Genomic DNA, 12,569 nt, shown 5'->3' with positions numbered 1-12,569 from the left:
TGTTCCCTTTCTTTCTTTCTCTTATCCACGTTTCTTACTGACGAAGAAGAAGACGGTGACCGCCGCGATCGACAGCAGCAGGAACACCGTCGATATCGCATTCATTTCCGGCGTTATGACGCGGCGGATCTGACCGAGCATGTAGGTGGGAAGCGTGTCCTGACCAGCCGACTTGACGAATTCGGTGATCACCACGTCGTCGAGCGAGGTCACGAAGGCAAGCATCCAGCCGGCGAGGATCCCCGGCCACAGCAGCGGGAAGGTCACGTATCGGAAGGTCTTGAACGGCGTGGCATAGAGATCGGCCGCCGCCCGCTCGAGCGTGAGGTCCATGTTTTCGAGCCGCGCCCGGATAGGCAGATAGGCGAAAGGCAAGCAGAATGCCGTGTGCGCGGCGATCAGGTAGCCGAGGCCCGTATAGCCGGTCCAGATCTTGAGGCGGGAGAAGAGGATCAGGAGCGCCACGGCGGTGACGATCTCCGGCACCATCAGCGGCGTATTGATGAAGGCGTATTTGAAAGTCAGGCCGCGATAGGCCTCCGTGCGCGTCGTCGCCAGCGCCGCCATCGTGGCCGCAACGGTCGCGATCACGGCCGCGACCGTTGCGATCTGCAGCGATACGATCGAGGCGTCGATGACCTGTGTGTTCTGGAAGGCCTGCCAGAACCAGCGCAGCGACAGCCCCCGCCACGCCGCCAGCGTTTCGCCGGCATTGAAGGCAAAGACGACCAGCACGGCGATCGGCAGGTAAAGCAGAAAGAAACAGACCATCGCAATGGTGGTAAAGCCCGTCTGGTGCTTGACCGAAAATCGTCTAGCCATGCTGCGCGCCCCGCGAACCGCCGGCGTTGCGGACGTAGACCAGAAGCGCGGCCATGACGATGATCATCAGCGTGATCGAGAGCGCCGAGCCGAGCGGCCAGTTGCGTCCCTGGCCGAACTGCAGCTCGATCAGGTTACCGAGCATCATGTTCTTGCCGCCGCCAAGAATGGTCGGGGTGACATAGGCACCGAGCGAAGGAATGAAGACGAGGATCGAACCGGCGATGATGCCGGGTTTCGAAAGCGGGATGATGATCCGACGCAGCACCTTCAACGGCGTCGCGTAAAGATCGTATGCCGCCTCCAGAAGGCGAAAATCGAGCTTCTCCAGGCTCGCATAGATCGGCAGGACCATCAGCGGCAAATAGACATAGACCATCCCCACCATGATCGCTCCGTCCGTAAAGAGCATCTGCAACGGACGCTCTATGAAGCCGAAACGCATCAGCAAGATATTGATCAGCCCCTCGTTGCGGATGATCTGGAGGATGGCGAAGGTTCGGATCAGGAGGTTGGTCCAGAATGGAATGGTGATCAGGAACAACCAGAGTTCCCGCGTGCGCTCCGGCCGAGTTGCGATGAAGTAGGCGGTCGGAAACCCGACCAGCAGCGACAATACGGTCGTTGCCAGCGAAAGCGTGACCGAGCGCAAGAGTATCGAGACATGCGCATCCGCAAGAGAAATCGTATCGTCGAAGATGTCCCGTTCGAGGAAGACACTGACCCAGCCGTCGGTGGAAAACAGCCACCGGACGTCGCCGTAAGGACCAGGCGTCAGGAAGGAATAGACAAGGACGATGAGAAGCGGGCCACAGGCCGCGGCAAGAATGATGAGGAGAGCCGGAAGCGAAAGCAGCCAGCGGTTTCGGACATCCCGTTTTCTTTCCGCCTCGAGAACCGCCGCGCCGTCGTCCATGTCAGTTCCTCAACACGCGGGCGGCGTTGGCTTCCAGCGTGATCCCGACCTCGTCGCCGAGATCGAAAGGCACCGCCTGGTGCGGCTTGTTCTGCTGGCGCACCGTGAACCGCGTGGCGCCGTCCGACAGCCGGACGTGGTAGTGCGTGTCGGTGCCGCTATAGACGATATTGGTCAGCGTCCCACGCATGCCGTTTGCCTCTCCGGGCTTGCCGAGCGAGGCATGCTCGGGCCTCAATACGACCGTCACGTCGCCGTCCGGCACGAAACCTTCGGGAACGCTCGCGGAGATGCGGCCGACGGCGTGAAGATCGACTTCCGCCTTTCCCCCTTCAAGGGCCGTGATCCGGCCCTGCAGAAAATTCGTCTCGCCGATAAAATCCGCGACAAATCGGTCGGTCGGATCGTCGTAGATCTCGCGCGGATTGCCGATCTGCAGCACCTTGCCCGCCGACATGACCGCGACGCGGTCCGACATGGTCAGCGCCTCTTCCTGGTCGTGGGTGACGAAGATGAAGGTAATGCCGGTTTCCGCCTGCAGGCGTTTCAGCTCGATCTGCATCTCCTTGCGCAGCTTGTAGTCCAGCGCCGACAGCGGCTCGTCGAGGAGAAGGACTTTTGGCTGCGGGGCAAGCGCGCGCGCCAGCGCCACGCGCTGCTGCTGCCCGCCGGAAATCTGGCTGGTCTTGCGGCCCGCGAGCGCTTCCATGCGCACCAGCTTCAGCATTGCGGACACCCGCTGAGATACCTCCGCCTTGGAACGGCCGAGCATCTGCAGGCCGAAGCCGACGTTTTCAGCCACCGTCATATGCGGAAAGAGCGCGTAGTTCTGGAAAACCGTATTGATCGGCCGCTTGAAGGGCGGCATCGCGGCGATGTTTTCGCCGTTCAGAAGAATCTCGCCGCGCGTCGGAAACTCGAAACCGGCGATCAGGCGCAGGAGCGTGGTCTTGCCGCAGCCGGACGGCCCGAGCAGGGTGAAGAACTCATTGTGCCTGATGGAGAGCGAGGTCTCGTTGACCGCCGCGACGGCATACTCGCCAAAGCCGAATAGTTTGGATACGCCCCTGATTTCGACCGCATTCAGTTCCGCCATGCAACGGTCACTTTTCCCACGTTTCGACCGTGCCGCACCTATGACCGAAGCCGCAATGCAAACGGTAATCTTTTGATTTTGCGCATGATCTCTCTTGGGCCTGTTTTGCTCCAAGCGTCATGCGTCAGCTGTTCCCGGCGCCTAGGTGAGCATAGCGCAAACCGATTGACAAGCCGCATTTGCGCCATCTGCTCACTCTATTTGGCTAACTCGCTTGCGGAATAGGTCACGCGCCCACCACAGATTGTGTGAACTGGGCGCACTTCGTGCAGCGCTTCCGGCGAAACGGCTTCGATGTCGGCGCTAAGCACGGTGATGTCGGCAAGGTATCCCGCCTTGATGCGGCCCTTGCGGTCCTCGCGAAACTCGGCATAGGCGCCCTCGACCGTATAGGCCGAAAGTGCCTCGGTCAGCGAAAAGCTTTGATCCGGGTCGCTCTCCTGCCAACGCGTGCGGATGACCGCGGCCTGCATGCCGCGGATCGGGTCGATCGGCGACACCGGCCAGTCCGAGGCGAAGCAGATCCGCGCGCCGGCATCCTTCAGCGTCCGCCAGGCGTAGCTGAGCGGCCAGCGCATCCGACCGATGCGCGAGACGGTCGGTTCCAGCGGCAGACCCATCGAGCCCGGCGGATGCGGCGGCTGCATCGATGCGATGACGCCGAGTTCGGCAAATCGGGAAACGTCGCTTGCATGCACGACTTCGATATGTTCGACGCGGTGGCGGCTGTCGCGCTTGCCGTTTGCCTCGCGTGCCGCCTGGTAGCCGTCGAGCACCGCCTTGACGGCCCCGTCGCCGATCGCATGCACGGCGATCTGCAGTCCGCGCCGGTCCGCCTCGACCGCCACCTCGCGGAAGCGCTCGGGCGTGAAAAGCCCCTCGCCGCGATAGTCGGGCCGATCGGCATAGGATTCGACCATGACAGCCGTCCAGCTTTCGAGCACGCCGTCGTAGAAGACCTTGACGACGCCTGAACGCAGGAAGTCGCTGCTATAGCGCTCGGCCATGACAGAGGCTTTCTCCAGCATGTCGAGATCCATGAAATTCTTGAAATGGAAGGGAATGTTCACGCGGCACGGCAGGCCGCCATCTTCCTTCTCGATCGCAGACAGCAGTTCCAGCTGGTAGAGATTGCCGTCCATGTTCTGGATCGTGGTAATGCCATGGCGGGCGCAGTAATCGAGCCCCCTGCGCATCACCTCCATGTCGATACGCCACTCGTCTTCGGTCGGCCGCGGATCGGGTTCGCCGCCGGTCGCAAGGCCGAGGCGATAGCGCTCGAAGCCCCCGACCGCCTGAACGGGGCTGAACGCTTCCATCTCGCGCAATTCGCCGGAGGCAAGCCCGTCGCTCCCCATGACGATCTCGTTGCCGGGGCCAAGTTCAGCCCCGTGGAGCAGGCCCGCAAGTTCGAGCGCCCGTGTATTTGCCCAGGCGGTATGATGATCGGGCGCAAAGAGGATGAGCCCCTGTTGGGGCAGGATGCGATCCAGCTGCTGCCGGGTCAGCCGCTCGTCGCTACCGAGGATCTCATAGTCGGCGCCCTGCGCGAACAGTATCTTCTGCGCCTCGCGGCCCGTTGCGTAGCTGCGGACGGCGTCGGTCAGAGCCCCCAGACCATGCACGCCCGAAAGCTGGAGATGAACGAGCTCCGCCGAGCCGGAAAACAGATGCATATGGTTTTCGGAGAAGCCCGGAACCACCGAACCGCCGCCGGCGTCGATGACCTTCGTCTCCGGTCCGCGAAGTCCGGAAAGCTCGCCCTCAGCACCAACAGCGGCGATCTTTCCATCGCGGAGAGCGATCTCGGCGGCGTGGGGCTTGTCGGGATCAAGCGTCAAAACACGCGCATTGAGGATGAGAATATCTGCGGCTAAAGTCATTGGATGTGCCCTCAAGCGATGGAACGGCATGGGACCTAATCACGCATCAGGATTCGCGGCAAGAGCGGGCCCCGTTTCCAAGCGGGGTTTGCATTTTCAGCGCCGAGTACCATCTTAAGATGCGGTAACGCTTTGAACTTCCATATATTGCTTCCAAATCGACCCTATCTGAAGAGGGTCATCTACCAGGCAGAGGGAGCCACCGGGATGGCTAAGTTTCACGGAGAGATGTCGGGCTTGTCAGGACTTGGGCCGGCGCGGGCGCGCCGCCAGATCCTGCCGGCGGCCCTTTCCTTCATGGCATTTGCCACGACGCTCATTCTTTCACTGACGGCAGCCGCCGCGACGCAGGCGGCGGATTGTGGCGGTTCGCCCGCGCCAGGTCTCGACTGGCGTGAATGCAGCAAGAAGAGCCTCGTTCTCCAGGGCAGCAACCTTTCCGGCGCCGATCTCGGCGGCGCGGACTTCTCGATGACGAACCTCAGCGATTCCAATCTGGCACGCGCGAATTTCGAGAAGGCCAATCTGATGCGCACCTGGTTCAACGGTGCCAGCGCCGAGAAGTCTAATTTCGACCACGTCGAAGCCTATCGCAGCAGCTTCGCGAACGCGGTGGCCAACGGAGCGACTTTCTTGAGCGCGGAGTTGCAACGCGCCGATTTCAGCGGCGCGCGGCTGACCGGCGCGAGCTTCGAAAAGGCCGAACTTGGCCGCGCCAATTTCGACAATGCGACGCTGACAGGCGCACGGTTTTCGCTGGCGAACCTGTCGCGCGCCGACTTCAGCAGCGCCGTGTTCGAAGGGCCCCTGGCTTTCGAGCATGCCTTCATGTTCCTGACGAGGATCGAGGGGCTGGATCTGTCGGCCGCCACGGGCCTTGAGCAGTCTCAGATCGACCTTGCCTGCGGCGACGCCAAGACAAAGCTTCCGGCGGGGCTGAAAACGCCCGCCGGTTGGCCCTGCCCCCCTCCAGAATGAGGGGGAATATATCTGGAAAGTGCGATCCGCGGCGACCGATGGAGATTTACGATCCTGGGTGCCTACAAACGTAGGTGGGCACCGTGTGTCCAGGCCCACGAGCCTGGTCAGGGACAGCTCCCTTTGGATCGAGTATGGCCCCAGGGATTGTGGTTCCTGTCGGGAAGCGCAGAACGCATTTGATATATAGGGCTAATTTCATCGGCGCGCCAGAGGCCGGCGGGCCGCCGCAAAAAAATAGCGGTGGCAGCAGTCAGTGGGTGTTTGGCGCGGGCTTGGCGATGAGCTTTTCGGTGATCCCGCGGATGCTCGTCGTCACTTCGTCCAGAGCGGTTGCGAGCGTCTCTTCGGTGCGCGCCGTGGCGGCAAGCACGGTGTCGCGGTTGTTCTGAAGCGATTCCAGCTCGGCCTCCAAGCTGGCCACACGACGCGTGAGTTCGGCGATTTCGTCCATCACCATGATGCCGGCCATGACCGTCACGCGCAGATCCCCGATCTCTCCGAATTGCTCCTTAAGATGGTTGACATAGCGATCGAACCGCGTGGCGAGGTCCGTCAGGTGATCCTCCTGCCCCTCCTCGCAGGCCATGCGATAGGCCTTGCCGTCGATGGTTACCGTGACCTGTGCCATAGATTTCCGATCATATTGCCGTCGCTCACCCCGATCCGTCGCGGATCTCAGCGGTCGAGCACGGCCCTTATGGTTTCCATTGCCGTGACCAGACGGCGCGAAACTTCTCGATTGACTTCTTCCAGACGGTTGGCGCGAAACTCGGCCTGATCCAGCTCCTGGGCCAGCCGAGAACGATCGGCGTGGACACGCCGCACCTCCCCGTCGACTTCGCTGCGTTCGCGCTCGCGCTCGAAGCGAACATCGATGGCATTGTCCAGCGTATCGATCGCCTTGCGTAGATCGTTGAGGGCCGCATCCACGGTTTTGCCTGTAGGCGTCATCTCTTCCGGTTCCCAGTCCAGGCGCCCCGAATCGTCGCATCCGGCCACCGATCTGATTTGCAACAGTATTCACCTCGACAACCGCGCGTCAATCAACCGTACCCCGCACCCCCCGACCTAAACTGTGGATGAAGGTAGCGGCCGCGATTTGGCAAGCGCTCGTGCGATGCGATTTCGGCGCGCCGCACTGTGCCACAGAAACGCGCTTGTGACCTTGAGAACGGCCCTGCATTTATTGACTTGCGCGCCGCAACTGCTATGTGTCAGCCGCCTGAGGCCGCCCGGGATTGGAGAGGAGCGACGTCTTCGATCCGGCAGCCTTTCACCGGTGGTCCGCCCTGCCGCGGTTGTGATCGCCCACCCGAACTCAGAGCTGCGGATAGACCCATGATCTCTCGCGAACAACACGACCGGATGGCCAACGCGATCCGATTCCTTGCCATGGATGCCGTCGAGAAGGCCAATTCCGGTCACCCCGGCATGCCGATGGGCATGGCGGACGTCGCAACGGTTCTCTTCACCAAGTATCTCAGGTTCGATCCGAAGAAGCCGCACTGGCCCAACCGCGACCGCTTCGTCCTTTCGGCCGGCCACGGCTCGATGCTTCTCTATTCGGTGCTCTACCTCACCGGCTACCCGGACATGACGGTCGAGGATCTTAAGCAGTTCCGCCAGCTCGGCTCCAAGACCGCCGGCCATCCCGAATACGGCCATGCGACCGGTATCGAGACGACCACCGGTCCGCTCGGCCAGGGCATCGCCAACTCCGTCGGCATGGCGATCGCCGAGCGCAAACTGCGCGAGGAGTTCGGCGCCGACCTGCAGGATCACTACACCTACGCCATCTGCGGCGACGGCTGCCTGATGGAAGGCATCAGCCATGAGGCGATCGCGCTTGCCGGCCACCTCAAGCTGAACAAGCTCGTGCTCTTCTGGGACAACAACTCGATCACGATCGACGGCGCTGTCTCGCTCTCGGACTCGACCGACCAGGTCGCCCGCTTCAAGGCGGTCCACTGGAACACGATCGAGATCGACGGTCACGACCAGGCCGCCATCGCAGAGGCGATCGAAGCTGCCCACAAGTCCGATCGCCCGACCTTCATCGCCTGTAAGACGATCATCGGTTTCGGTGCCCCGAACAAGCAAGGTACCCACAAGGTGCACGGCAACCCGCTCGGCGCCGAGGAAATCGCCGCCACGCGCAAGGCCCTGGGCTGGGAATACGAACCCTTCGTCGTCCCCGCCGACGTGCTCGACACATGGCGCGCCGCCGGCACCCGCTCGCTGGATCTGATCAAGGCCTGGGAAGAGGGCCTTGCCAAGTCTCCGGCCAAGGCCGAATTCAGCCGTCGCTTCGCCGGCGAACTGCCGGAAGGTTTCGACGCGGCGATCACCGCCTACAAGAAGAAACTGATCGAAGCCAATCCGACGATCGCCACCCGAAAGGCATCGGAAGACGCCCTCGAAATCATCAACGGCCTGGTGCCGGAAATGATCGGCGGCTCCGCCGACCTGACGCCGTCGAACAACACCAAGACCAGCCAGATGAAGTCGATCACGCCGACCGATTTCTCCGGCCGGTACATGCACTGGGGCATCCGCGAGCACGGCATGGCCTCGGCCATGAACGGTATTGCGCTGCACGGCGGTCTTATTCCGTACGGCGGCGGGTTCATGATCTTCTCCGACTACTGCCGTCCTCCGATCCGGCTTGCGTCGATCATGGGCATTCGCGTTATCCACGTGCTCACGCATGATTCGATCGGCGTCGGCGAAGACGGTCCGACCCACCAGCCGGTCGAACAGATCGCCGGCCTGCGCGCCGTACCGAACCTTCGCGTCTTCCGCCCGGCCGATCCGACCGAGACGGCGGAATGCTGGCAGATCGCGGCGACGACCAAGAACCATCCCTCCGCGCTGGCGCTGACCCGCCAGAACCTGACGCCGGTCCGCACCGAATACAGCGAAAAGAACCTTTGCACGCTCGGCGCCTATACGCTGGCCGGCGAGGCTGACGCCAAGGTGACGATCTTCGCTTCGGGCTCCGAAGTCGAGCTGGCCGTGGCCGCCCGCGCGACGCTCGAAGGCAAGGGCGTCAGCACCCGCGTCGTCTCGGTGCCCTGCACGGAACTCTTCTTCGACCAGCCGGATGCCTACCGCAAGGACGTCATCGGCAACTCGCCGGTCAAGATCGCCGTCGAAGCCGCCGTCCGCGAGGGCTGGGATGCCTTCATCGGTCCTGAAGGCGCTTTCGTCGGCATGAAGAGCTTCGGCGCCTCCGGCCCGGCCAAGGATGTCTTCAAGCATTTCGGCATCACCGCCGACGCTGTCGTTGCCGCCGCAGAAGCAAAGCTTTGACGAGCGCGCTTCGGCGCGCTCCAAATTCCATCCGCAAGCCCCATCTCTAGGGAGTGAATGCAAATGACTGTAAAAGTTGCCATCAACGGCTTCGGCCGCATCGGCCGTAACGTTCTGCGCGCCATCGTGGAATCCGGCCGCACCGACATCGAGGTCGTCGCCATCAACGACCTCGGCCCGGTCGAGACCAACGCCCACCTGCTGCGTTACGATTCCATCCACGGCCGCTTCCCGGCCGAGGTGAAGGTCGACGGAGACTCGATCATCGTCGGCAACGGCAAGCCGATCAAGGTAACCGCGATCAAGGATCCGGCCACCCTGCCACACCGCGATCTCGGCATCGACATCGCCATGGAATGCACCGGCATCTTCACCGCCCGCGACAAGGCGGCAGCCCACCTGACAGCCGGCGCCAAGCGCGTCATCGTCTCCGCACCTGCCGACGGCGCCGATCTCACCGTCGTCTTCGGCGTCAACCACGACAAGCTGACGAAGGAACATCTCGTCATCTCCAACGCCTCGTGCACGACCAACTGCCTCGTTCCGGTCGTCAAGGTTCTCCACGATGCGATCGGCATCGATCATGGCTTCATGACGACCATCCATTCCTACACGGGCGACCAGCCGACGCTCGACACCATGCATAAGGATCTCTACCGCGCCCGCGCCGCGGCGCTGTCGATGATCCCGACCTCCACCGGCGCCGCCAAGGCCGTCGGCCTCGTGCTGCCCGAACTGAAGGGCAAACTCGACGGCACCTCGATCCGCGTGCCGACCCCGAACGTCTCGGTCGTCGACCTCAAGTTCGTCGCCAAGCGCGACACGAGCGTTCAGGAAGTCAACGAGGCCATCAAGGCTGCCTCCAACGGCGCGCTGAAGGGCATTCTCGGCTACACCGAGGAACCGCTGGTCTCTCGCGACTTCAATCACGACAGCCACTCCTCGATCTTCGCCATCGACCAGACGAAGGTCCTCGAAGGCAAGTTCGTGCGCATCCTCACCTGGTACGACAACGAGTGGGGCTTCTCGAACCGCATGGCCGACACGGCCGTCGCCTTCGCCAAGCTGATCTGACGCCTGTTTGCAAGACTTGGAAACGGCTCGGGCAACCGGGCCGTTTTTGTTTGTAAGGATCAAACGAGCTTTAATCCGCTATTAATTCAAACTGTGGTTGATTGTATGGAGTCGATTGCAACACCCATCAATATGTATTCAATGATATTTTTTCGCTTGCTGCCAGACCACATCGCCACCCCTATTTCGCTGAACTCCTTGAATTTTTCAGAACTCTGCCCCGCAATCGTCCAGATTGGGCGATAGTCGCAGATACAGGTATCCTCCCAGGGTATTCCGATCTGCCTCATCGTCCTGACGAGGTGGTTTCAGCGTCGCGACATCGCCATAGGGACATTTCGATATGCTTACCCCACGGACCGTGGCAGGGTTAGGCGTGTCGATGCTCGCCTGCTCTTGAAATCCAGACTTTCAGAGCGAAGCGGGCGGTTGCGACAAGCGGGAGGAGGCTGGGGCGGCGTACGGTCGTGTCGTAGGGGAAAGGGGGAATGGGTCGGTGGAAGCATTTTATATTGTGATACTGGTTTGCACGGTCCTGATCCTTGCTGCCGCCTTTTCGAGCCTGCTCGCCTTCCGCTTCGGTGCACCCTTGCTATTGCTGTTCCTGGTAATCGGCCTCATCGCCGGTACGGACGGTCTCGGCATCCAGTTCAGCAACAACTACCTCGCCTATGTCATTGGCTCGCTGGCGTTGGCCGTCATTCTTTTTGATTCCGGCTACGGGACGTCGATCCAGTCCTTCCGCCTCGCCGCGGCCCCGGCGCTGGCCCTTGCCTCCGTGGGCGTGGTCTTCACCGCGGCGCTGTTTGCGGTCGCCGCTTCGCTGCTCCTGGGGTTTTCCTGGCTCGAGGGCCTGTTGCTCGGTTCGATCGTCGCATCGACCGATGCGGCGGCCGTGTTCTTCCTGCTGCGCATCGGCGGCATCAATATCCGCGACAAGGTGCGCTCGACGCTGGAGGTCGAGTCGGGAACCAACGATCCGATGGCGATCTTTCTCACCATCGCGCTCGTCGAGGCGATCGGCAGCGGCGAGGGCTACCACGGCATCAATCTCGCCATGCTCGCCATGTTCGTGCAGCAGATGGGCCTCGGCCTGATCCTCGGGCTTCTCGGCGGCATGATGATCGTGCTGGTCGTCGGCCGGCTGGAAACCGATCGCGGCCTGACGCCGATCTTCGTGCTGGCGCTGGCGCTCCTCGTTTTCTCCTTCACCGGTACGGTCGGCGGCAGCGGCTTTCTGGCCGTCTATGTGGCGGGCATCTATGCCGGCAACGGCAAGATGCATGCATCCGCCAGTATCAAGCGCTTTCAGGACGGCATGACCTGGCTTGCCCAGATCATCATGTTCCTCGTGCTCGGTCTGCTTGCGACGCCATCCCAATTTCCGGCGATCGCTATTCCCGCCGTGCTGCTGGCGCTCTTTCTCATCTTCGTTGCCCGGCCCGCCGCCATCTGGCTCTGCCTGCTGCCCTTCGACTACACGCAGCGCGAGACCGGGTTCGTCGCCTGGGTGGGGCTGCGCGGTGCCGTCTCCATCCTTTTGGCGATCATGCCGATCCTCGGCAATCTCGAAGCCGGGCAGACCTATTTCAACGTCGCCTTCATCGTCGTTCTGGTCTCGCTTCTGGTGCAGGGCTGGACGATCAAGCCCATGGCGAAACGGCTTGGCTTGATCATCCCGCCCCGTATCGGCGCCGTCCACAAGGTGGAGGTCGATCTGCCCGGCGCCGTCAACCACGAGCTCCTGTCCTACCGCGTGGTCAAGGACAGCCCGGTGCTGCGCGGAGAGCGGATTCCCCGCTGGGCGATGCCGTCGCTGATCGTGCGTGACGGCAAATCGATGCGCTATCAATATGCCGGCCGTCTCAGGGAAAACGACCTCGTCTACCTCTTCATCGCCCCCAGCTATTCGCGCCTGCTCGACCGCCTGTTTGCAAGCCGTGCGGCGGTCGATCCGGAGGATGCGGAATTCTTCGGCGCGTTTGCGATCTCGCCGCTGCGCCCCGCGGCCGATCTCGACGCGGCCTACGGGCCGGGCCTGCTCGCCGAGCACGAGAAGCACATGACGATCGCCGAGCTGATGCGCCACCGCCTCGGCGGCAAGGCCGACTATGCCGATCGCGTCCGCCTCGGATCCCTCATTCTCATCGTGCGCGATCTCGACGAAAACGACCATATCCAATCGGTCGGCATGTCGCTCGAAGCGGTGGATGCCGCGACCCGGCTGCCGATCTTCATGAACATCCACGATATCGTCGACCGCTTCCGCGACAGATACGCCAAGCGGCGCAAGCATCGCCGTGACGCGTCCTCCACCGCCTCGGATGCCGGAAAAAACGACGCCTGAGGGCGGGTCGGACAATTGTCGGAAACGTTCGAAATTATGTAACTCCCTTAACGCGTTACAGCCTTCCCCGCCCGTTGTTTTTGAATGCGCCGGCGCTGTTGCGTCTGCCATTATCCGTAGTATGTTCGGCCACCCAAG

Annotated in this window: 10 protein-coding genes and 1 other RNA gene; 4 read left to right on the top strand and 7 right to left on the bottom strand. The window is 62.1% G+C overall.

All coding sequences use genetic code 11. The annotated features are described in order from the left end of the window. Positions 1–21 precede the first annotated feature (21 nt). The 4 genes from AB4048_RS06750 to AB4048_RS06735 all read right to left on the bottom strand — a co-directional run bounded on the left by AB4048_RS06750 (position 22) and on the right by AB4048_RS06735 (position 4,717). Positions 22–822 carry an ABC transporter permease gene (locus AB4048_RS06750; protein ID WP_442201154.1) on the bottom strand — a complete coding sequence of 267 codons (801 nt, stop codon included), beginning with the start codon at positions 820–822 and terminating at the stop codon, positions 22–24. Next, complete coding sequence (locus AB4048_RS06745) at positions 815–1,738, bottom strand: ABC transporter permease (protein WP_442201153.1); 924 nt, start codon at positions 1,736–1,738, stop codon at positions 815–817. Before AB4048_RS06745 ends, AB4048_RS06750 begins: the two co-directional genes overlap by 8 nt. Before the next feature lies 1 nt (position 1,739). Beyond that, positions 1,740–2,834, bottom strand: coding sequence for an ABC transporter ATP-binding protein (locus tag AB4048_RS06740; RefSeq protein WP_442201152.1), 1,095 nt, complete (start codon positions 2,832–2,834; stop codon positions 1,740–1,742). 197 nt (positions 2,835–3,031) lie between these two features. Then, entirely contained in the window at positions 3,032–4,717 is a 1,686-nt protein-coding gene (locus tag AB4048_RS06735; RefSeq protein WP_442201151.1) for an amidohydrolase, read from the bottom strand. A gap of 297 nt (positions 4,718–5,014) precedes the next feature. On the opposite strand from AB4048_RS06735, the gene AB4048_RS06730 reads away from it, so the two are divergent. Further along, on the top strand, positions 5,015–5,695 hold the full coding sequence (locus AB4048_RS06730; protein ID WP_442201291.1) for a pentapeptide repeat-containing protein: 681 nt from the start codon (positions 5,015–5,017) through the stop codon (positions 5,693–5,695). 19 nt (positions 5,696–5,714) lie between these two features. On the opposite strand, the gene ssrS is transcribed toward AB4048_RS06730, so the two are convergent. The 3 genes from ssrS to AB4048_RS06715 form a co-directional block, all read right to left on the bottom strand. Beyond that, positions 5,715–5,873, bottom strand: a non-coding RNA gene (ssrS, locus tag AB4048_RS06725) — 6S RNA. Between the two features lie 75 nt (positions 5,874–5,948). Then, positions 5,949–6,326 carry a cell division protein ZapA gene (locus AB4048_RS06720; RefSeq protein WP_442201150.1) on the bottom strand — a complete coding sequence of 126 codons (378 nt, stop codon included), beginning with the start codon at positions 6,324–6,326 and terminating at the stop codon, positions 5,949–5,951. 47 nt (positions 6,327–6,373) lie between these two features. Further along, complete coding sequence (locus AB4048_RS06715; protein WP_442201290.1) at positions 6,374–6,649, bottom strand: DUF4164 domain-containing protein; 276 nt, start codon at positions 6,647–6,649, stop codon at positions 6,374–6,376. 387 nt (positions 6,650–7,036) lie between these two features. On the opposite strand from AB4048_RS06715, the gene tkt reads away from it, so the two are divergent. The 3 genes from tkt (at position 7,037) to AB4048_RS06700 (ending at position 12,431) form a co-directional block, all read left to right on the top strand. After that, on the top strand, positions 7,037–9,010 hold the full coding sequence (tkt, locus tag AB4048_RS06710; RefSeq protein WP_442201149.1) for a transketolase: 1,974 nt from the start codon (positions 7,037–7,039) through the stop codon (positions 9,008–9,010). Positions 9,011–9,073: 63 nt separating this feature from the next. Continuing rightward, positions 9,074–10,084: a type I glyceraldehyde-3-phosphate dehydrogenase gene (gene gap / locus AB4048_RS06705; RefSeq protein WP_442201148.1), complete on the top strand. Its 1,011-nt coding sequence runs from the start codon at positions 9,074–9,076 to the stop codon at positions 10,082–10,084. A 496-nt stretch (positions 10,085–10,580) separates the two neighbouring features. Beyond that, positions 10,581–12,431, top strand: a complete 1,851-nt coding sequence (locus AB4048_RS06700) for a potassium/proton antiporter (RefSeq protein WP_442201147.1) — start codon at positions 10,581–10,583, stop codon at positions 12,429–12,431. Positions 12,432–12,569: the final 138 nt, after the last annotated feature.

Source organism: Rhizobium sp. RAF56 (assembly GCF_052113965.1).
Taxonomy (GTDB): Bacteria; Pseudomonadota; Alphaproteobacteria; order Rhizobiales; family Rhizobiaceae; genus Rhizobium.
Note: the sequence above shows the minus strand (reverse complement) of the source record. Positions and strands in the feature narration are given on the sequence as shown.

Excerpts from the sequence above, each read along its gene's own strand:
- tkt (WP_442201149.1), top strand. The coding sequence starts at position 7,037 with ATGATCTCTCGCGAACAACACGACCGGATGGCCAACGCGATCCGATTC.
- AB4048_RS06715 (WP_442201290.1), bottom strand. The coding sequence starts at position 6,649 with ATGACGCCTACAGGCAAAACCGTGGATGCGGCCCTCAACGATCTACGC.
- AB4048_RS06740 (WP_442201152.1), bottom strand. The coding sequence starts at position 2,834 with ATGGCGGAACTGAATGCGGTCGAAATCAGGGGCGTATCCAAACTATTC.
- AB4048_RS06745 (WP_442201153.1), bottom strand. The coding sequence starts at position 1,738 with ATGGACGACGGCGCGGCGGTTCTCGAGGCGGAAAGAAAACGGGATGTC.
- gap (WP_442201148.1), top strand. The coding sequence starts at position 9,074 with ATGACTGTAAAAGTTGCCATCAACGGCTTCGGCCGCATCGGCCGTAAC.
- AB4048_RS06720 (WP_442201150.1), bottom strand. The coding sequence starts at position 6,326 with ATGGCACAGGTCACGGTAACCATCGACGGCAAGGCCTATCGCATGGCC.
- AB4048_RS06735 (WP_442201151.1), bottom strand. The coding sequence starts at position 4,717 with ATGACTTTAGCCGCAGATATTCTCATCCTCAATGCGCGTGTTTTGACG.
- AB4048_RS06750 (WP_442201154.1), bottom strand. The coding sequence starts at position 822 with ATGGCTAGACGATTTTCGGTCAAGCACCAGACGGGCTTTACCACCATT.
- AB4048_RS06730 (WP_442201291.1), top strand. The coding sequence starts at position 5,015 with ATGGCATTTGCCACGACGCTCATTCTTTCACTGACGGCAGCCGCCGCG.